We start from the raw sequence: 17535 nt of genomic DNA on the forward strand, positions 1-17535 counted from the left end.
TCCCGCCAACTGCGCGCGTCCGCTGGCAATCATTTATTGTATAGCGCCGCGTTAGCGGCAAGAGCGTCGCCAAAGTTATCTCAAAAACGCATACAGTTCAGTCAAAAATATCGAGCTGAGCTGCGTATTCAATGATCAGAGACGCATCTTCAGCCAGAAGAAACCCATTCGCAACAGCATCGTTGGTAGAGGCCGTTACGGCATTCAGATACGCGTCATTATCAGCGTACAGCGTCGCAATAGTGTTTGCATCGAACAGCTTTGTCGTACCGAAAAGTCGATTGCAAAAGCCAAAACTCTCCGAAGAATTGCCCTCGCCGGATAACGTTGCAAGTGGCGCATCGACAAAAGACGTCCTGATACCACCCAAGGCAATCCCCAAATCATCGCGAGACAAAGCAGGTATCGCTTCGTCGACGACAAGCCGATCCGCTATCGTGGGTAACGTGCCCTCGACGACCCATGCTGCAAGAGATGCGATGGCGGCCTTGACCAAAAAGTGCTGTGGCCCGGTATTTATCGGCTTGTCACAGAACAGCGGAGCCTCAAATACAGCGGCTATATTTGGGTCATCACCATTATCAGAGCGATTTGCAACCGTTATATAGTGATCTGCATGTGCAGTGCCGGCGGTCTCCCACAAGCGGAAGTAGTCTGAATCCTCCTGCCTGTTCAAGTAGGAACTAAGCGCCACTACATCAGATTCTGTTTGCAGCATCATCACAGGTCTTTGCAAATCACCCCTAATCAAGACGATCTCTGGTGCGGATATATCCGCCTGTGGCGATTGCGACAAGGGCGCACTGCTGTAATAGCGGCTATGAATAAAGTAGCCATCGTACATCTCATCCTGTTTGGAAAGTGCATTAGCGTACGTTAGCAGGCGAAACGCCGACTGTGATTCGCCTGCCGCTATAAGCGCGTCAAAGCCAAGCGAACCAAGAAGCCCTTCATCAGAATTACTCCTGATCAAATTCCCGATCTGCGAAAACATCGAATAAGAAAAACTGTCTCCGGGATGATTCATTGTCGAGTATCGCTCAGGACTCGTTTCCTTCAAAGTTTCTACACCGCGCGCTTGAGCAGATACGCCGATCCACGCGTAGCCACTGCGCGTGAGCTCGGTATGTGCCAGCATCCAGTCATTCGCCAAGTCTGACCCTGCTGAGACATTCAACCACTCCACAATTACTACCCCGTTATAATTCGCAGGGTTGGACGGTCTGAATACGACAACTCGTGTTTTATAATCAGCAACCTCAGCGGCTTGAACTTGCCATTCTCCGGAAGACGTTAGCTCATTCACATTGGTATAAGATTCAGCTATTCCGGAAACAAAATATTCTGCTTTTTCGTAACCGCGGTCATCAAAAAACGGGCCAGGCAATAACGCATTTCCAGCAGTAGGACTGCTGAATTCAGGCAAAGAAACCGTATTATTGGAGGAATTGTCGTTGTCGTTGTCGCTGTTGCTGCAACCGGTCAGGGCCGCAACCAGCGCAAAAAACAATCCGAAATAATTAAAAAGTGCGGCGAATTTCATTGTAAGTATCCATGTTTGGCTAAAGTGAACGCAGGTCGAAATCCATTATCGAGAAAACCTCAATGGACACACTGACCAAGCCGAGTTTGTCAGATTTGGACTCCTAGCACTAATCCGGCGTGACGGCTAACGTATTTTTTTTACAGGGAGCACCTCAAACAGCGCCTCACCAACTGACCCCGAAGGTGCCTCTATCTCGAGTATATTCGCCATGGTGCTGGCAATATCATAGGGCGTGACAGCTCGACTGACCCGTGCCGATTTAACGCCGGTGCCGGCAAACACGATGGGTACATGACGATCATAATGCCAGGGAGAACCATGGGTAGCAGCCACGGTGAGACCGTCAAAGTCAGCAATAAATTCCTGAGATCCAAATACCACGTGCACATCCCCTGATCGCTCCGCAAGGTAACTGGCTGCCACCATGTTCGCCACAGGACTGTCCGGAAGGCGGCCTGCCGCAATATCGACAGCTGCAAACGCAGTGAATACCTCCGGGCGCTGCATCAACAGTTCTGCAACGTCACGCTGTATCTCTGCGAGATCCAGACCCTCGGCGGCTATTAAACGCTGATCCAAATAAACATACGGAGTGAAAAAGGTCTTTACCAGATCGACATCGACACCAGACGCTTGGCGCAATGCCTCGTTCAATGCCACGGTATCGAAATATTCCGGATCTACATGCTCTACGTCATCACCGAGCGACCGAAGGTAGCCGGGCACTTCCGGGCCCCCATGATCTGCCGATAGAACGATGAGTGTATTCTCCAACCCCACCTTTTCATCGATAAAGGCGAATAACTCAGCCAGAGTGCGGTCTAACCGAAGCAGGTTATCCTCCATTTCGAGACTGGAGGAACCAAAAAGATGCCCTATGTAATCAGTGGAGGAAAAACTGACTGACAGGTAGTCGGGTATCGCGTCCTGCCCCAACCTCTCGGCGTTCACCAGAGCTTTCACGAAGTCCAGTGTAAGCTCGTCTCCCGCAGGGCTGACCGTAAGCAAAGTGGTGAAATATTTATCGTTGCGCGCTCCCCAAGAGTGGGGAAAAGTCCTGTTAAACCCGGGGAAATTAGTTTCCCATGGGCTGTCGTCCTCTGACAGTTTTTGATAGCTATCTGGACTATTTAGCAAGGTCCAGCTGCTCCCTGCATACTCATTCAGCTTACCCGCGCCATTCCACTCCGAAACCCAGTCTGGGTATGCATCATAGTAGAAATTGGAAGTCACAAAATTTCCCAAGGACTTTGAGAACCAGAACGCCTTGCCTGATCTTCCCGCGAGTGGCACGGCACCCCGGTCCTTGACCGAGACTCCGAATATCTTGCTCTCTCCGCCATAGCGGTTTGCGAGCTCGTCGGAAAACGTTGAGCTAAGTATGCCGCGCGGCGATCGTCCATCGGTAGACGCAACTCGCTGGGTAGGGTCTATCTCACGCGATTTATCAACACCGGCGTCGGCACTCAGCAGTGCATAGCGAGGATCTTCAATATTGTAGACAAGCTCGCTGCTGCCGCGATCAAACCATATGTTGCCCACCATGCCATGCACCGCTGGAACCGCTCCCGTAGCCAGTGATGTATGACCGACAATGGTTTCAGTATTGGCGTGCTGATAAGCGGCGTTGGTGAACCAAACGCCTTTGTCTGCCAAGTAACGGAACCCACCTTCGCCAAACTGCTCCATGTGTCGCCAGGGCAGATCCCCTCGCAGCTGATCCACTGTTATTTGCAACACGAGTCGCGGCTGTGCCGACACCGGCGCGGCGCCAACTACACTTAATAACAGTAGCAATAATAAGTGTTTCGACATAGACAATTTCGACGCATTAACCAGCGGGGTGACAAGTTTAGAGCCCACCGCTCCGAATGAAAACCCCTAAAAGGGTGTATTCCCGTTGCAGCGGCTTACCGAATCAGCTTACTCGGCCTGAGTCTGCCCGACGCGCTGCATTACGGGAAATCTAAATAGGGGGTTTTGACGTAAAATCTGTTATACCTACACGGCACAACACTATCAGACACCTCACACATACCATGGACAATCTGATTATGCGTTTAGCAAACAGCACGCCGGCGTTAGGCTTGATAACGACCGCAGCACTACTATTATTCACGTTGACCGCTTGCTCTGGCAGTAGCAACTCAACATCACTAGCCGCACCCGCAGCCAGTGAACCGCTTCTCAGCGGCTGCAGCGACTCAAACAGCTGCGCCTCAAACCCGCCATTGGCAATCGGTGGGGACAGGTTGGCAACAGTCCACATTCCCAGTGACTACGATTCAAATACCCGCTATCCCCTGCTGGTTGTACTGCACGGATTTGGCGCTACCGGTGCTATCGAGTCCCTTTATCTTGGCTTCACCCAGGGCGTGGACGCAGGGCAATATGTATTGATAACGCCAGACGGTACGCTAAATACCAACAGCGATCGCTTTTGGAACGCAACACCAGCCTGTTGCGCATTTGATGACACTGATCGTAGCGTTGATGACGTCGCCTACATCAGAGCCCTGGTCGAAGAAGCCGCTTCGACTTACAGTATCGACACCAGCCGGGTTGCACTTTACGGCCACTCCAACGGTGGCTTTATGGCTTTGCGTCTGGCCTGTGAAGCATCAGACATCGTCACCACGGTGATTAGCCTGGCAGGGTCTACCTGGGAGAACGCAGAATCCTGCAAGCCCGCTAAATATCCCGTCTCGGTACTGCTTCTGCATGGCACAGCCGATGAAACCATTCCCTACGAGGGCAAACCCGGCAGCTATCCCGACGCTCCTGAAACCTCCAAGCGATTTGCGGAACTGGCTGGTTGCGAACCACGAGCACCCGAATTGTTGCCCGATGTCGACATCGACGGCACCGTTCCCAACGCCGAAACAGAACGACTCCTGTACACAGGCTGCGCGCAGGGCACTGAGGTTGCGCTATGGACCATCAATGAGGGGCCACACATACCGATCCCATGGACAGAGGATGCCTACACACTGACAACACAATGGCTTACTGAGCATCCACGCGCACTGAGTACCTTTGCTACCGCTCAATAATTGTGCAGATACTACCCCTGACGCTCTCACATCCCGCCGGAGCGCCTCCGCATTGGTGAGCTAACGCGCAGCGCAATTGTTCACCATATTTGCGGAGGCATCGACTCTCGTCGCCTGAAGAAACCGCTAGCTGACAATAAGTGGGTATATACGCCCTGCAACAAGGTCTGGCGTACCACTGGCAATCAGCGTCTCCGCTAGCTCGAATGAGTAGCCACTTGAAGCCCAGATCAGGCACCTCGGAACACTACAATGTGGGATCCATGGCCGCATTAGTTGATCTCTACGACCTCGACCAGCGTTTCCCGACGATGCCTAATCGGTCGTGCCGGCCTATCCATTTTGGGGATCACTTTATTCCACCAGAAATCCACTAATCCTACTTTCCATGCGGCGTAGCCGATATAGCCAGGAATCGTCGAGAAGTCCAAGTGGCGGAGGTGGTCAATAGCACGCTTTACAAAATAGATCAGGCGAAGAACCATCGCAGTGAGCGGATACAGCGATTGCTCTTCCGAACTTGCGTGAACGCGTTTCAGCAAGCGATCAAACAACCAGCGCGGCGGCTGCCAGATGACCAGAAGATAAAGCAGCATGTTGCCCATACGGGGCGGAATGTTGATATAACTGGACGATATCTCCTCGATGTCCACTCCCGCTTCCCGCAGCGCCTTCTCCATGTTTGTATTAGGAATTGCCCGCAGCGAGTAGATATTGAGCGTAAATGGACGCCCGAATGCATATATCATCTCCAGAGTGTCGACGACATCCTGCCGGGTCTCTATCGGGTTATCCATGATGATGTCGTAGGCAGGTGGTATCTGGAACTTCGGCGCGAACCCGGCACAGACGTGAGATGCCGCCAGCACATCTTCAGGCGGTGTGGGCCGCTGGTAAAAATCGAGTATGCGCTGGGAACCACTCTGCACGCCCATGCGAATGCGGTTCATACCTCCCCAAGTGAGCACCTGCAACTTGTCCTGTCGCACATAGTTTGGGATCACCCCATAGACCGCGAATGGAATTCCGACTTCCTCACGCCAAATCTCAGCGAATTCTGCGAGTTGGTCATAGGGTATTGCCATAAAACTGTCGTCGTGGAAACAAACGGTGCTGAGGTAGGGCTGCGTCTGTAATGCGGCTTTTATCTCGGCCACCGCATACCGAGCACTGGGGTGACGCAGCTTTCGGTAGCCCACATCGTTTTCGATGAACTTTGTATTGCCGCAGTAGGTGCATTTGAAGGGGCAACCGATTGACCACACGGTATTGAACGCGAGTCCGTTAAATCGCAATCGGTCATGCATGCCCATGGGACGAAAACCACTCCCGACCTCGTAAAGGTATTCCTCACCGCCGTGGCGGGCGAAAGGCAGGGCCTCCATGTCTTCCGAGGTCTGCAATGATAGAAAATCATTGCGAATGACCTCATCATTCTGTCTGAACCAAAAGTTTTTCGTCTCTGTGTAATCTCTGCCGTTACTGAAGGCCTCATAAAACTGCTCAAAGGCGAACTCCCCCTCCCCCGTGCAGATACCATCTACATCCGCCAGAATGGCATCCTCAGGATGGATGATCGGGTGTATGCCTCCCCAGATAATCGTACAGTCGGGATTTATCTCTCGTACGCGCTTGATAACCTTCTTGGTAAGGTCAGCGTATCCGGTCATACTGGAAAAGCCGAGCAAGTCAGAATCAGCCAAATCTCTGGCCATCTCATCGACAGAGTCATCTTGGAACACGCTGGCGCCGGTCTTGCCGGTCAGGACAGCCAAAGGCGAGCGGATGTTCCCGGTCGACACGAAACAGAAGCGAGCGTCCGGGATAAGTCGTTCGACCTGGCCACAGAATTTACGGAAGCCGCACGCCATAATGCCGTCTTCCATGCTTACCATTGTCACTTTCATAAGTTGCACCCACCCACCTTTCTGCCTGAATACACTATACTCCCTGCCTGCCAAGCGCAGTTAACATATTGAAGATCTAGTTCACAGTATTCAGCAGTTGCGTTCTACGGTGTTGCAATCCACAAAAATATAGCAAAAACAACAGCTTAGCCAAAATTTTGTTGAAAAGAGATAAAAATCCGGCAATTTCAACCCCAGAGTGGGGCAAAATTTAAGCCACAAAAAAAGAGGGTAGAAAATTTTCCTAGCCCATTTGAAGTCACTACGTTGATTTGGTGGAGCTAAGCGGGATCGAACCGCTGACCTCAACACTGCCAGTGTTGCGCTCTCCCAGCTGAGCTATAGCCCCAGTGAACTGGCTTGTGGCGGGGGCGAATGCATTTCTTACGCGCCCTGAGTAACATGAAAAACCGCCCAAAGAACTTGCTAAGCGTTTGATCAAACGAAACTTTTTAAATTAGTAGCGCAGCAAGTTGGAGCGCATTTTAGTGGTGCCCTGCCGCCCTGTCAACAGTCGCAAGCCCTTGTGCTAAGCTTGCTGACAAGATTCGCCAGCGACGCCGCCCGAGCACAAAACAAGGAGAGAACAATGTTAGGCAAGCTTATCCTGTGGGTGTCTACCCTCGCTTTCATTTCATACGGTGTCATGTGCCTGATAGACCCAACTCTGCCTGCTGAAATGGCGGGCCTGGCGATTCTTTCAGGTGACGGCCTTGCCGAACTGGGCGCAATGTATGGCGGCTTACAGACAGCCTACGGGGTGTTTTGCCTGCTGGGCGCATTACGAACCGATCTCTATCGGCCCGCCCTTACCTCTTTGGTGCTGATGATGGGCGGACTCGCCATAGCCCGCCTTTACACTGCCGTCATGGCCGATGCGGGGTTGGGTGGTTACACCTACGGAGCCATTGCATTCGAATCTGCTATGGCAATTCTGTCTTTCATAGCACTTAGGAAAACCAGCTAGGTACCGGCGGTCAGGCTCTCAATCAGACGACTCACTCCTCAAGCCCGGCCCTGTATTTTCTGCGGCGCAGATAAACAGTCCCTCTGCCGAGGCCGTTACCTCGCCACCGACGCGCATCTCACCTCGGCACAATTGCTTACGCCCGTCCTGACGCACATTTTTACCCCATAGTTCAATCGGAGTGTTGAGCGGCGTCTTCCGGCGATAACGAATGGTGAGGGTGCCCGTAAAACCCGCGGTACCGGAAATAACATTCGACATGGCGAGTAACTCGTCGAACACAGCGGCAATCATTCCCCCGTGCACACTGTCCGGCGGACCTGCGTACGTAGGGGAGAATACGATTTCGCCGCCGACCTCGCCCTCCGCTTTTTTCCACAGGTGCAGTGGCAGAGACACCGGGTTACGCTTGCCGCTGATGGGACTATAGGGCATGCAGGCCGTCAGGTCGTCCTCCTTCCAGGGAAAACCGGGTATATCGCTGCCTACCGAGATAGTCGACCAGCCCTCACCGGTTTGCAGCCACGGCTGCAGCGCCTTCACAGCTTCTTGCACATGATTTGTGGCCTCAGCGAGGACCTCATCCGGCGCGTTGCTGCAGCGCAGATATCGAATCAACTGGGCCACGTCACGGTTTACCGCCTCGGGCAGACCCTCGTTGTATCGCTCGGTGTCCTTGTCCAACATTAACCATCCTCAATGCAAATTATTAGGAAACCATGTTCGCCGATTCCAGCACCCTCGGCAACGCAATAGGTGCACTGAATTGAACTCCGATGAGATTGCGGCATTATCACAGGCTATAATCGCCACACGCGTTTTTATTTTACCGCCAACTGCACCTGCAATTCGGAGAACATGCCCTTGAACATAGCTGCTGAAGCAGTCGTCACTTTCCACTACACCCTGCGCGACGGTGAAGGGGTAGCGTTGGAGACATCTCGTGACGGCGAACCTACTGCCTACCTGCACGGGTCAAACAGTATTATTCCGGGGCTGGAAAAGACCATGACGGGGCGTGAAAAGGGAGAGACGTTCAGCGTCACTGTCGACCCGAAAGAAAGCTACGGTGAAAGGCAGGAAGGCAAGACGCAACGGGTACCGATCAAGCACCTGATATTCAAAGGCAAGCTGCGTGCGGGGGATACGGCACAACTGAATACACGGGAAGGCAGACGAGCCGTCACTGTGATCAAGGCGGGGAGGCACTCAGCGGATATCGATACCAACCACCCCTTGGCGGGGCGCACATTAGTGTTTGAAATCGAAATCAATGATGTGCGTGCCGCTACAGCTGAAGAACTAGCCCACGGGCACGCTCATGGCCCGGGTGGGCATCAACACTAACGCTCGCAGCCCATGTTCTTCAAACAGAGATTTTCCCCGCGAGATAGAACGCGGAGCCGATGCCAACGCGGCTAACAAGCGCAGTATAAGACAGGTCGCGTGTAGTCCGACCGAGACGAATCAGGAGGCAATATTGATCATCCTGTCAAAGTGCACCTAGCGCCATGTATTCCTTATCCAGTCGCTTGGCTGCCTTTTTGGAGACACCTCCCAGCACCTCTACCGCGTGGCGTATTCTCGCACGACTCATATCGGGCCCCAGCATTGCCATTGAATCGACGACCGAAAACGATGCACTACTGCCGGCGATTGCAATGAACAGGGGGGCGAGCAAATCCTTTATCTTGATATCCAGTGCATCCGCCAGTCCTTTCATGTCATCCCAGATAAGGTCCCGCGTCCATTCTCGTCGGGCTTCAAGGCGCCAAAGTGCAAACTGTAAAACTTTTATAATCGCCTCGCGATCCCCTTTTACCGAGTCAAAACTCGCCTCGCTCAGGGGTAATATGCCGGACACAAGAAACCCGGCCAAAGGGGCAAGATCACTGAGAGTCTCCATACGCTGACGAGCATGGGGCAAAACTCGCATAAGGTTATCCCTGTTAAAGGCCCAATCTACCAGTCGGTCCGCCAGCGCCTCGTCGTCAAAGTCTTCTCGAAGCCACATGCCGTTCAGCCAGCTCAGCTTCTCCCGATCGAATATGGGCCCGCCCAGAGACACGCGCTGAATATCGAAGTCATCTATCATCTCACTGAGAGTAAACTTTTCACGCTCATCGGGCATCGACCAACCCATACGCCCCAGGTAATTGATAAGGGCCTCGGGCAGAAAACCCATTCGTTCGTAGTAAAGAATGCTGGTGGGGTTCTTCCGTTTACTCAACTTCGATTTGTCAGGGTTACGCAGCAGGGGCAAATGGCACAGCTGCGGCATGTCCCATTTGAAGTATTCGTAAAGTAGCTTGTGCTTGGGCGCCGAGTTGATCCATTCCTCACCACGCAGTACGTGGGTGATACCCATAAGATGATCGTCCACCACGTTCGCCAGGTGATAGGTGGGCATGCCGTCTGACTTCAGCAGAATCTGCGCATCAATCATTCCCCAGTCAAGTTCGATGTCGCCACGCAACATATCCCGCACAACACAAACCCCCTCCTCCTCTGGCACCAACAACCGGATTACATACGGATCGCCCCTGTCTTCCCGGGCAGCAACTTCCTCGTCGGCAAGTCTCAGATCCGAGGGCTTGAGCGCAGTGCTATGCCCCCCCGCGCGCCGCGCCTCACGCAGTGCGTCCAGCTCCGCAGCTGTGCGATAGCAGCGAAACGCGTTACCCGCAGCAACCAGTTGATCCGCATGCTCACGGTACAGGTCCATGCGCTCGCTTTGCCGATAGGGTCCATTGTCGCCGCCAATATCGGGACCCTCATCCCATGTGAGCCCGAGCCAGCGCAGTGAATCGAGGATGGCCTGTTCTGATTCAGGCGTGCTACGTGTCTGGTCTGTATCTTCAATGCGCAGCAGGAATTGACCGCCGTGAGCGCGGGCAAAACACAGATTAAAAAGGGCGATATAGGCGGTCCCCACATGGGGATCTCCGGTAGGCGAAGGCGCAACGCGCGTACGTACGGTCATGAGTCTACGGTGTCGTCGTTAAAAGCCACGATTATACGGTGTCATCGGTCACGCAGACCAGTAAAAGCTGACCCCGTCAATCTGCAGGCTGCGCCGTTGCAGTTTGAATAGTGCGACACCCCGATAGTCGCGCTCACCCTGCTGGTAGTGCACGGTTGCTGACACCACATCACCTGCAGCGAGCACCTTGCTGAGAACGACTACCCCATCCTCTTTCAGCATGTCTTGCAGCGGGCGCCTGCCGCCAAAACCGGGGGCATCGACGCTGGGCAAAGCGTGCAACTCAAAAAGGGCCGTGAGTTCCGCCTGCTTATGCGCATTAAAATATTCTGCAAAGCGGATAGCCTGCTGCTTGCCGGCCTCTCCCACGCCAAACAGCGCACGCGCAAAGCCCAGCATTCCGCCCCATCCAAGATGGCGCAGCAGGCGCAATGCGGATGCAAGCCCCACCCGCAAGAAAGGCCAACCGCTTGCCATCTGCTGCTTCAGCATAGGCAGAAGCTCCCAGTGCGCCGCAAGACGGGCAATCTTGAGTTCACCTTCCTGTATGCAAAGCTCATAGAGCAGATGCACAGGGACATACACTGTAACCTGCGTGGACATGTCTATTTGGATAGTGAGATCACGCATGATCTGCAACCCGCTGACATTGTCACGGTCCACATGAAACTGTATCTCGTTAGGCGCGATAAACGTGTCATAAAAAGCGCCCAGTCGTGACGCGGTGCGAGCGCCGCCGCGATCCTGCGGGACACCGCTGATATGGGGCGCCGACCCTACCGGATCTTCCACCACACTGTTTTGAGCGAAGAGGTCGATCCAGCCCCTACGATCCTTGTTCGCCACAGCCCGTGGTGAACGCTCAGCAAAAGCGATACATTCGCCGGTCGTGAACATTGGTGATGCACCTGATGACATAACCTTTCCTGTGTCCCTGCACGCTCGTTCCCGGGACCGCACGCCTGCCGCGGCCTAGGCATCTATTCCCTGAAGCATTATACTGGCGGCTGAGCGCTAAGGGGTGGCTTGAGGCCTGAGATGTCTGCAATCGTAGACAAACTCTTGAACCTGATCCGGGTCATACCGGCGTAGGAATCGGTGCGGTTTTACCCATCCGACGTCGGCCTCCCGGTCTCTCAACCACTAGAGGCTAATTGTGCTTACGCACTCATGCGCTATACCCCATTCAGACCGGCACTGCTGGCTCTCATGGTCGTAAGCAGCGGCACAACTTTAGCGGTCAATGATTTGACCCATCACGAGGATAGAGCATTGTCACTGCAAATTGACAGGATGTCGCCTTGATGAAGACCATCGGCAGTGTCTAGATGATGCGCGGGCTGTACTTTGGCACAGACACCAGAGACGAAAATGCTGCATTTGCTAACAATACCTGTGAACAGCTTGGCGAGCACCGGGCCTGCAGCGCCGAGAAGCGCTGTCGTTTTCGATGAATTGCCAGTGTGCATAATGGAAGCACTGCTATGACAGATGGCCTGACACTCGCTCTGCTGGCAGAGGTGCTTGCCAGCGGAGCCAACCTGCTCTACGTGCTCCTTTTGATACGAGAGCGAATAAGCTGCTGGGCTTTCGGAATTATTGGCAGCCTGCTCAGCGTATGCCTGTTTATTGACGCTAGGTTGTATTCGGAGTCGGTGCTTTACCTGTTCTATGCCGCCATGGCGGTATGGGGCTGGCTCCGATGGCACAGGCGAGAGGCAGTAGCGGATAATCCAGTGACACGTTGGCAGTTGGCACAACATCTGCGGGCAATCGTTGTGGCGGCACTGCTGGCTTTGGGGCTGGGCTTCAGCCTGCATTTCTACAGTGACGCTGAAAGACCGCTATTCGACGCCTTCACCACCGTCTTCAGCTTTCTGGGGACCTACCTGCAAATCAATAAGGTGCTGGAATCCTGGCTTTATTGGATCATCCTAAACGTGGCCTCGGTCTGGCTATACCTCGATAGTGGCCTGGCAGTTTATGCGGCGCTCATGGTTTTTTATGCGCTGCTCTCGGTATCGGGCTACCTGCAGTGGCGCCGTTCACCGGTTCAATAGCGAACATTATTACAGGATTTTCGAACTGCCGATAAATTAAACCGCACACCCCGGTGTCCGAACGATCGCGGAAAAATACCGTGGGCAATGTCTATATCTCAACCTGCGCTGCGCCGTGCAACTAACTTCCGGTGCCGCTCGGAGGCGGCAGATTTCTGCTCTTGTTATGTTGCTCGATATACTCGTCTACAGCCTCCGACCGCTCAGCTTCGAGTTGTTGAAAATAAGCCGCTTGGCCAGAGGGCGAATCCTGCCAGAGTTGTTTGATGCCCAAGTCAAAATCCTTCCTGGTCATATTTGTCTGGTCTGCATAGCGACCTAATTTCACCGTGTCATCAAGCGTCTGATCTAATTGACTCCATTGTTTGTAATCCGCTGGCACTGCCGATTTATAGGCAACGTCTATGCACAAAGCCTGCTTGTAATAAGACTGGCGCTGTTCCATTGCGCAATTACCGGCCTCCTTCCTTGCCGACTCAAATGCCTTGTTGACCTGAGTTTGTGGCGACGCACACCCTAGCGCGATCGACATGAAAGCGAATACGCAAGTCAGCCTGCCCATCCTGTTTCCCATAATGCTTGCTTCCTTTCTTTTTTTATCTTTCAGAGCATTAGACCAGAGTGGAAGAATTACGACAATCACTCTCAAGGCCATCATCCCGACCATGCCTTACCCAACAGCAACCATGACGCGGCAACAATCGATCGATGCCCCTGCCCCTGACCCCGATCCTGGCCGCTTTTTCATACGCCCCCTGCAACGATCAGAACATCGATGTAGTCTCACTAACAAGCGCTGCTGCCTATGGGCGTGGCCATGCGCCCTACTCGGCGCAACTGAAATAGTATCGCGTGCTCTGCGGTGCGCGATATCTCCAGCGAATTCTTTTACAATAGGGCTGCCCGATCACTGGACCACTCCTTCATGACGGATCCTAACCCTGTCAGCGCAAGCCCTGTCGCCCACCGTTTCTGCATCGCACCGATGATGGACTGGTCTGACCTGCACTGTCGTTATTTTTGGAGATTGCTAACGCGAAAGGCCCTGTTGTATACAGAAATGGTCACCAGCGGCGCACTCATTCATGGCGACCGTGAGCGTTTCTTGCACTTCAATGATGAAGAGCACCCAGTCGCTCTGCAGCTGGGGGGTAGTGACCCCTCCGATCTCGCACGCTGTGCCAGGTGGGCACAGGAATGGGGCTACCAGGAAGTAAACCTGAATTGCGGTTGCCCATCGGACCGGGTCAAGTCCGGGAGATTTGGAGCCTGTCTAATGGCGGAACCTCAACGTGTAGCCGATTGTGTCGCGGCCATGGTTGACAGTTGCAATTTACCCATCACGATAAAACACCGCATCGGCATAGACCAAATGGAGACCTACGAAGAGCTTGCGCATTTTGTTGAGCCAGTAGCGGCGGCAGGGTGCTCCGTATTTATCGTACACGCCCGCAAGGCCTGGCTGCAGGGACTTTCACCGAAGGAGAACCGGGAGATTCCTCCGCTAAACTACCCGTGGGTCTATCGACTGAAGGATGATTTTCCGCAGCTCACGGTCGTCATCAACGGCGGTATCCGGAGTCTTGCGGAGTGCAAGACACACCTTGCGGCCGTAGATGGGGTCATGCTGGGACGCGAGGCCTACCAGAACCCCTGGTTGCTCGCTGATGTAGACCGATCTCTGTTCGGTATAGACAACCCCGCGATCAGCCGGGACGAGGTCCTCGACACCCTGCTACCCTACACCCGGCTCCAACTGGCCCGCGGCGTGCCACTTAATCATATGACCCGGCACTTTCTGGGCCTGTTTCAGGGACTACCCGGTGCCAGAAAGTTCCGCCGCCATCTAAGCGAAAACGCCTATCGCGAGGGCGCTGACATCGCTGTTCTCGAGCAGGCTCATGAACTGGTAAGAGCGTCCATAGCCCGAATGGACAACAGTGCCGCCGGCCACTTGTAATACGACGCAGATTTCGCAACACTTGGCATCACTCGACGACTGGGGCAATCATGATTCAGGTATTAAAGTCACTTTTTGAAAACCCTGAGCGAGACTCTTTGGAGTCACGCCAACGCGCGCTGCATATGGCTGCGGCCGCCCTGATGATAGAAACAGCCCGTGCCGATTTTGTTCACGACGATGCAGAACAGGCTCGGCTTACCGAATTACTCTCAGACGCACTTCAGCTCAGTCAGGAGCAAATAAAAGAACTGGTTGTTGCCGCCGAGGCGCGAGTCGATGAAGCCATATCGCTGTACGAATTTACCAGAGTCATCAATGACCACTACAGTGCGGAGCAGAAACTTCGGCTAATCGATGCCATGTGGTCGGTGGCGTATGCTGACAACGACCTGGATAAATATGAAGAACACCTGATCCGACAGGTCGCCGAGCTGACCTATGTGCCTCACTCAGACTATATCCAAAGCAAATTATCAGCCAGAGAAACGACCGCCTGAGCTAGATGGCAAGCGACTCAGCTGCGCTCAAGAGCATTGACAAGATCCTTGAACCGGCCACGGTTTTCATCTGAGATATCCATCAGAATCCTGTGTGCTTCAATCACCTTTTCTCGAACGGAATCTTCACTGCCCTGCACCGCAGGAATATCAATAATACCCTCAGGGTTTTCACACACCTGTTCGTGTAGTTGAAACAGGCGTTCAAAACCCATGCTGCGCAACAGACGATTAATGCCAGGCTCGCAGGAATAAATGGCAGGCTCAAAGTCGAAAACGTCCTTCACTTTCAGCGCCAATTTCGCAAGCAGCCCCAGCGTCGTACTATCGATTCCCTCTGCGCCGCAGAGATCGACCCAGACGCTGGTAAATTCAGGGTCTTCGAACATATGCTGAAAATAATCATCAATACTGGTGCACAGGGTCAGACGCACATCTCCCGTAAACCGAATGACATAGGCGCCATTATGATTCGCCGCCAATACGCGTCCGCTCTGCATATCAGACCTGCCTGCTCAAAAATAGTGCAGCGATATCATCCGGCGCTGTAGTGATAGCATTCAGCCCAAGACGCTCAACGAGGTCTTCCGGAGCATCTGCACCCCGAGCCAATGCTTGCAGCAAGTATTCCTCCTTATCTATCAAATTTTTCGGAGGAAGAATTTCAAGTATTCCGTCTGAAAACAAAGCCAGCGTGAACTTCTCCGGAAGCACGATTTCATCCACGTGATACTGTGCGTCTGCAAGTATGCCAACGGGAGAGCCACCACCTTCAAGGTAGCGCGCACCGTCATCTGATACGAGCACCGGAAGAGGCAAGTGGCCTGCCACACTGTAGCTCAAGCTATTGTTTCGCATATCAAGCAAGCCCACCAGCATAGTGGCAAATTTATCCACCTGAAGATCTAACAACTCCTGATTGGCGTGGCCCAGCATGGCCGATAAATCCATTATGGTCTGATCTCCTCGCCGCGAAAAGTCGGAGCGTTTTCGGGCAAAGAGGTTTTTCAACAAAACCGTAGCAAAAGCCGAGGAGCTGCCATGGCCCGAGACATCTGCCATGAAAAAAATGACATGATGATCCCCCAGGGTGAAGTAGTCCGTGAAATCGCCACTCAGGTAAAGCGAAGGGACAACGGTGTGACTGAAGACATAGTCGTTCAGAGCCATAGGTGAGTGTGGCAGCATACGCAACTGCACTTGCCGACCAGCCTGCTGATCCTGCTCCAGCATTTTGACTGTGCCGCGCAGTTCCCGATTCGCCGCCTCGAGACTTTCGCGTGACTCCTGCAATTCTCTGCGCAACCGGCGTTGCCGGACACAACGTTGCAACGACTTGATCAACGCCCGCTCATCCACCGGACGCAGGAAGAAATCTGCCGCTCCCAATCGCAGCGCATTCATCATCGGTTCTACTTCAGCCGTGCCACACAGCATGATAACGGGCACCTGCACATCCATAGTGCGCAGGGCAAAGCGAGCATCCTCCCACGAGAAATTCTTCAGCTCCAATTCACACAGAATGACGTCAACATCGCTATCCCAGCCCAAAGAATAAGCCGTATTCGCAACGTCGGTGACTATCTGGGAGTCAAAGCCGTGCACCGACAGCATATCTGCCAGCACCCGGGCTCGCGCGCCCTGATCGTCTATAATAAGGAGATTACCTTTAGAAGCACTCATTTACAGCGAACTAGCAATGCACTGATCGTCAACTTACGCCCATCAACGATGTCAGGCAAGGCACGGAAATGGGCTTTGGCAGAATTTTACAATTATTTAGCGTAAACGGAAAAAACTGCAGGTGGACAACACCGGGGCCAATCAAAACTCGATGTATTCGTCGCCTTCTTCCTCGATCGAAAAACTATCTTGTATTTCGCCGGTAAGAAAGTATTCCCGGCGCTGCAGATAGGCGTTACGCACAAAGATATAGCGATCCCCGGAGAGAAGATTTTCCGCTTGCATCAGGTCGACCCGCAGGTCCAGCGCTTCAACAACCCAAAAAAGGTAAGCCCACTGCCTCTCAACGGCAAAGGAAGGCAGCGACGTATAGGTATCAACAAAATACCCCGTGGCACTGCGCACGGTTCTCGGGCCGAAAATAGGCAGAACCACATACGGGCCGCGGTCCACGCCCCATGTATACAGGGTCTGTCCAAAATCCGCTGGCTCATGCGCTATGCCCATGGGCGTGGCGACATCCAGCAGTCCAGCCAATCCCATTGTCGTATTGACCAGAAAACGGCCCGCGCTTTGTAATGCATCCCCCGGACGCCCCTGTAGCAAAAAATTGAACATGGAGTTGAATTCATAAATGTTGGAGATAAAGTTTCCCACCCCCTCCTCTGCCGGGTCCGGCATGATGAACTGATAGCCGCGAGCCGCAGGCAGCAAGGCATACTTGTCCAGCGTATCGTTAAAGGCGAAAATTCGCCGGTTCATCGATTCCCAGGGGTCTGTCGTATTGTCCACTTCCTGGCACCAAGCAGACAGGCCAGGCAACAGCATCAGGAGGAACAGTAAAGGGCGCAATGCAGTCATCATTGATCTTACAAC

At 53.4% G+C, this 17535-nt stretch carries 16 protein-coding genes, 1 tRNA gene and 1 riboswitch; of the genes, 6 read left to right on the top strand and 11 right to left on the bottom strand.

Going from position 1 to position 17535, the window contains the following annotated elements:
- Positions 1–97 precede the first annotated feature (97 nt).
- Together EYC82_RS04965 and EYC82_RS04970 are read right to left on the bottom strand one after the other, a co-directional pair.
- Positions 98–1543: an alpha/beta hydrolase domain-containing protein gene (locus EYC82_RS04965; protein WP_279248438.1), complete on the bottom strand. Its 1446-nt coding sequence runs from the start codon at positions 1541–1543 to the stop codon at positions 98–100.
- A gap of 126 nt (positions 1544–1669) precedes the next feature.
- Positions 1670–3361: an alkaline phosphatase family protein gene (locus EYC82_RS04970; protein ID WP_279248439.1), complete on the bottom strand. Its 1692-nt coding sequence runs from the start codon at positions 3359–3361 to the stop codon at positions 1670–1672.
- A gap of 239 nt (positions 3362–3600) precedes the next feature.
- On the opposite strand from EYC82_RS04970, the gene EYC82_RS04975 reads away from it, so the two are divergent.
- Entirely contained in the window at positions 3601–4599 is a 999-nt protein-coding gene (locus EYC82_RS04975) for a CE1 family esterase (protein ID WP_279248440.1), read from the top strand.
- A gap of 272 nt (positions 4600–4871) precedes the next feature.
- Here the strand turns inward: EYC82_RS04975 and EYC82_RS04980 are convergent, their stop codons facing one another.
- Entirely contained in the window at positions 4872–6506 is a 1635-nt protein-coding gene (locus EYC82_RS04980; RefSeq protein WP_279248441.1) for a B12-binding domain-containing radical SAM protein, read from the bottom strand.
- A gap of 273 nt (positions 6507–6779) precedes the next feature.
- Positions 6780–6855: transfer RNA gene (locus tag EYC82_RS04985), tRNA-Ala, on the bottom strand.
- A gap of 240 nt (positions 6856–7095) precedes the next feature.
- On the opposite strand from EYC82_RS04985, the gene EYC82_RS04990 reads away from it, so the two are divergent.
- A complete protein-coding gene (locus EYC82_RS04990; protein WP_279248442.1) occupies positions 7096–7473 on the top strand; it encodes a DUF4345 family protein in 378 nt (125 codons plus the stop codon).
- An 18-nt stretch (positions 7474–7491) separates the two neighbouring features.
- On the opposite strand, the gene EYC82_RS04995 is transcribed toward EYC82_RS04990, so the two are convergent.
- On the bottom strand, positions 7492–8160 hold the full coding sequence (locus EYC82_RS04995; RefSeq protein ID WP_279248443.1) for a PaaI family thioesterase: 669 nt from the start codon (positions 8158–8160) through the stop codon (positions 7492–7494).
- A gap of 171 nt (positions 8161–8331) precedes the next feature.
- Here EYC82_RS04995 and EYC82_RS05000 point away from each other — a divergent pair, with 171 nt between their 5' ends.
- Positions 8332–8820: an FKBP-type peptidyl-prolyl cis-trans isomerase gene (locus EYC82_RS05000; RefSeq protein WP_279248444.1), complete on the top strand. Its 489-nt coding sequence runs from the start codon at positions 8332–8334 to the stop codon at positions 8818–8820.
- A gap of 145 nt (positions 8821–8965) precedes the next feature.
- Here EYC82_RS05000 and gltX read toward each other — a convergent pair whose 3' ends face one another.
- Together gltX and EYC82_RS05010 are read right to left on the bottom strand one after the other, a co-directional pair.
- Complete coding sequence (gene gltX / locus EYC82_RS05005) at positions 8966–10456, bottom strand: glutamate--tRNA ligase (protein ID WP_279248445.1); 1491 nt, start codon at positions 10454–10456, stop codon at positions 8966–8968.
- Positions 10457–10504: 48 nt separating this feature from the next.
- Entirely contained in the window at positions 10505–11374 is an 870-nt protein-coding gene (locus EYC82_RS05010) for a nuclear transport factor 2 family protein (protein WP_279248446.1), read from the bottom strand.
- 89 nt (positions 11375–11463) lie between these two features.
- A riboswitch (TPP riboswitch) is annotated at positions 11464–11569 on the top strand.
- A 371-nt stretch (positions 11570–11940) separates the two neighbouring features.
- Here EYC82_RS05010 and pnuC point away from each other — a divergent pair.
- Positions 11941–12516, top strand: coding sequence for a nicotinamide riboside transporter PnuC (gene pnuC, locus EYC82_RS05015; RefSeq protein WP_279248447.1), 576 nt, complete (start codon positions 11941–11943; stop codon positions 12514–12516).
- A gap of 121 nt (positions 12517–12637) precedes the next feature.
- Here pnuC and EYC82_RS05020 read toward each other — a convergent pair whose 3' ends face one another.
- Positions 12638–13174 carry a hypothetical protein gene (locus EYC82_RS05020; RefSeq protein WP_279248448.1) on the bottom strand — a complete coding sequence of 179 codons (537 nt, stop codon included), beginning with the start codon at positions 13172–13174 and terminating at the stop codon, positions 12638–12640.
- Between the two features lie 267 nt (positions 13175–13441).
- Here EYC82_RS05020 and dusA point away from each other — a divergent pair, with 267 nt between their 5' ends.
- Together dusA and EYC82_RS05030 are read left to right on the top strand one after the other, a co-directional pair.
- The gene (dusA, locus tag EYC82_RS05025) at positions 13442–14476 is read left to right on the top strand and encodes a tRNA dihydrouridine(20/20a) synthase DusA (protein WP_279248449.1); all 1035 of its coding nucleotides are present in this window, start codon (positions 13442–13444) and stop codon (positions 14474–14476) included.
- Positions 14477–14526: 50 nt separating this feature from the next.
- A complete protein-coding gene (locus tag EYC82_RS05030) occupies positions 14527–14976 on the top strand; it encodes a tellurite resistance TerB family protein (RefSeq protein WP_279248450.1) in 450 nt (149 codons plus the stop codon).
- Positions 14977–14993: 17 nt separating this feature from the next.
- On the opposite strand, the gene EYC82_RS05035 is transcribed toward EYC82_RS05030, so the two are convergent.
- The 3 genes from EYC82_RS05035 to EYC82_RS05045 form a co-directional block, all read right to left on the bottom strand.
- Positions 14994–15476, bottom strand: coding sequence for an anti-anti-sigma factor (locus tag EYC82_RS05035; RefSeq protein WP_279248451.1), 483 nt, complete (start codon positions 15474–15476; stop codon positions 14994–14996).
- Between the two features lies 1 nt (position 15477).
- Entirely contained in the window at positions 15478–16659 is a 1182-nt protein-coding gene (locus EYC82_RS05040) for a PP2C family protein-serine/threonine phosphatase (RefSeq protein ID WP_279248452.1), read from the bottom strand.
- A gap of 141 nt (positions 16660–16800) precedes the next feature.
- Positions 16801–17523: an MlaA family lipoprotein gene (locus tag EYC82_RS05045; RefSeq protein WP_279248453.1), complete on the bottom strand. Its 723-nt coding sequence runs from the start codon at positions 17521–17523 to the stop codon at positions 16801–16803.
- Positions 17524–17535 lie beyond the last annotated feature (12 nt).

It is taken from the genome of Candidatus Marimicrobium litorale, assembly GCF_026262645.1.
Classification (GTDB): Bacteria; Pseudomonadota; Gammaproteobacteria; order Pseudomonadales; family Halieaceae; genus Marimicrobium; species Marimicrobium litorale.

Coding starts and splice junctions, on each gene's coding strand:
- EYC82_RS05020 (WP_279248448.1), bottom strand. CDS start 13,174: ATGATGGCCTTGAGAGTGATTGTCGTAATTCTTCCACTCTGGTCTAAT.
- pnuC (WP_279248447.1), top strand. CDS start 11,941: ATGACAGATGGCCTGACACTCGCTCTGCTGGCAGAGGTGCTTGCCAGC.
- gltX (WP_279248445.1), bottom strand. CDS start 10,456: ATGACCGTACGTACGCGCGTTGCGCCTTCGCCTACCGGAGATCCCCAT.
- EYC82_RS04970 (WP_279248439.1), bottom strand. CDS start 3,361: ATGTCGAAACACTTATTATTGCTACTGTTATTAAGTGTAGTTGGCGCC.
- EYC82_RS05030 (WP_279248450.1), top strand. CDS start 14,527: ATGATTCAGGTATTAAAGTCACTTTTTGAAAACCCTGAGCGAGACTCT.
- EYC82_RS04965 (WP_279248438.1), bottom strand. CDS start 1,543: ATGAAATTCGCCGCACTTTTTAATTATTTCGGATTGTTTTTTGCGCTG.
- EYC82_RS05045 (WP_279248453.1), bottom strand. CDS start 17,523: ATGATGACTGCATTGCGCCCTTTACTGTTCCTCCTGATGCTGTTGCCT.
- EYC82_RS05010 (WP_279248446.1), bottom strand. CDS start 11,374: ATGTCATCAGGTGCATCACCAATGTTCACGACCGGCGAATGTATCGCT.
- dusA (WP_279248449.1), top strand. CDS start 13,442: ATGACGGATCCTAACCCTGTCAGCGCAAGCCCTGTCGCCCACCGTTTC.
- EYC82_RS05040 (WP_279248452.1), bottom strand. CDS start 16,659: ATGAGTGCTTCTAAAGGTAATCTCCTTATTATAGACGATCAGGGCGCG.
- EYC82_RS04990 (WP_279248442.1), top strand. CDS start 7,096: ATGTTAGGCAAGCTTATCCTGTGGGTGTCTACCCTCGCTTTCATTTCA.
- EYC82_RS05000 (WP_279248444.1), top strand. CDS start 8,332: ATGCCCTTGAACATAGCTGCTGAAGCAGTCGTCACTTTCCACTACACC.
- EYC82_RS05035 (WP_279248451.1), bottom strand. CDS start 15,476: ATGCAGAGCGGACGCGTATTGGCGGCGAATCATAATGGCGCCTATGTC.
- EYC82_RS04995 (WP_279248443.1), bottom strand. CDS start 8,160: ATGTTGGACAAGGACACCGAGCGATACAACGAGGGTCTGCCCGAGGCG.
- EYC82_RS04980 (WP_279248441.1), bottom strand. CDS start 6,506: ATGAAAGTGACAATGGTAAGCATGGAAGACGGCATTATGGCGTGCGGC.
- EYC82_RS04975 (WP_279248440.1), top strand. CDS start 3,601: ATGCGTTTAGCAAACAGCACGCCGGCGTTAGGCTTGATAACGACCGCA.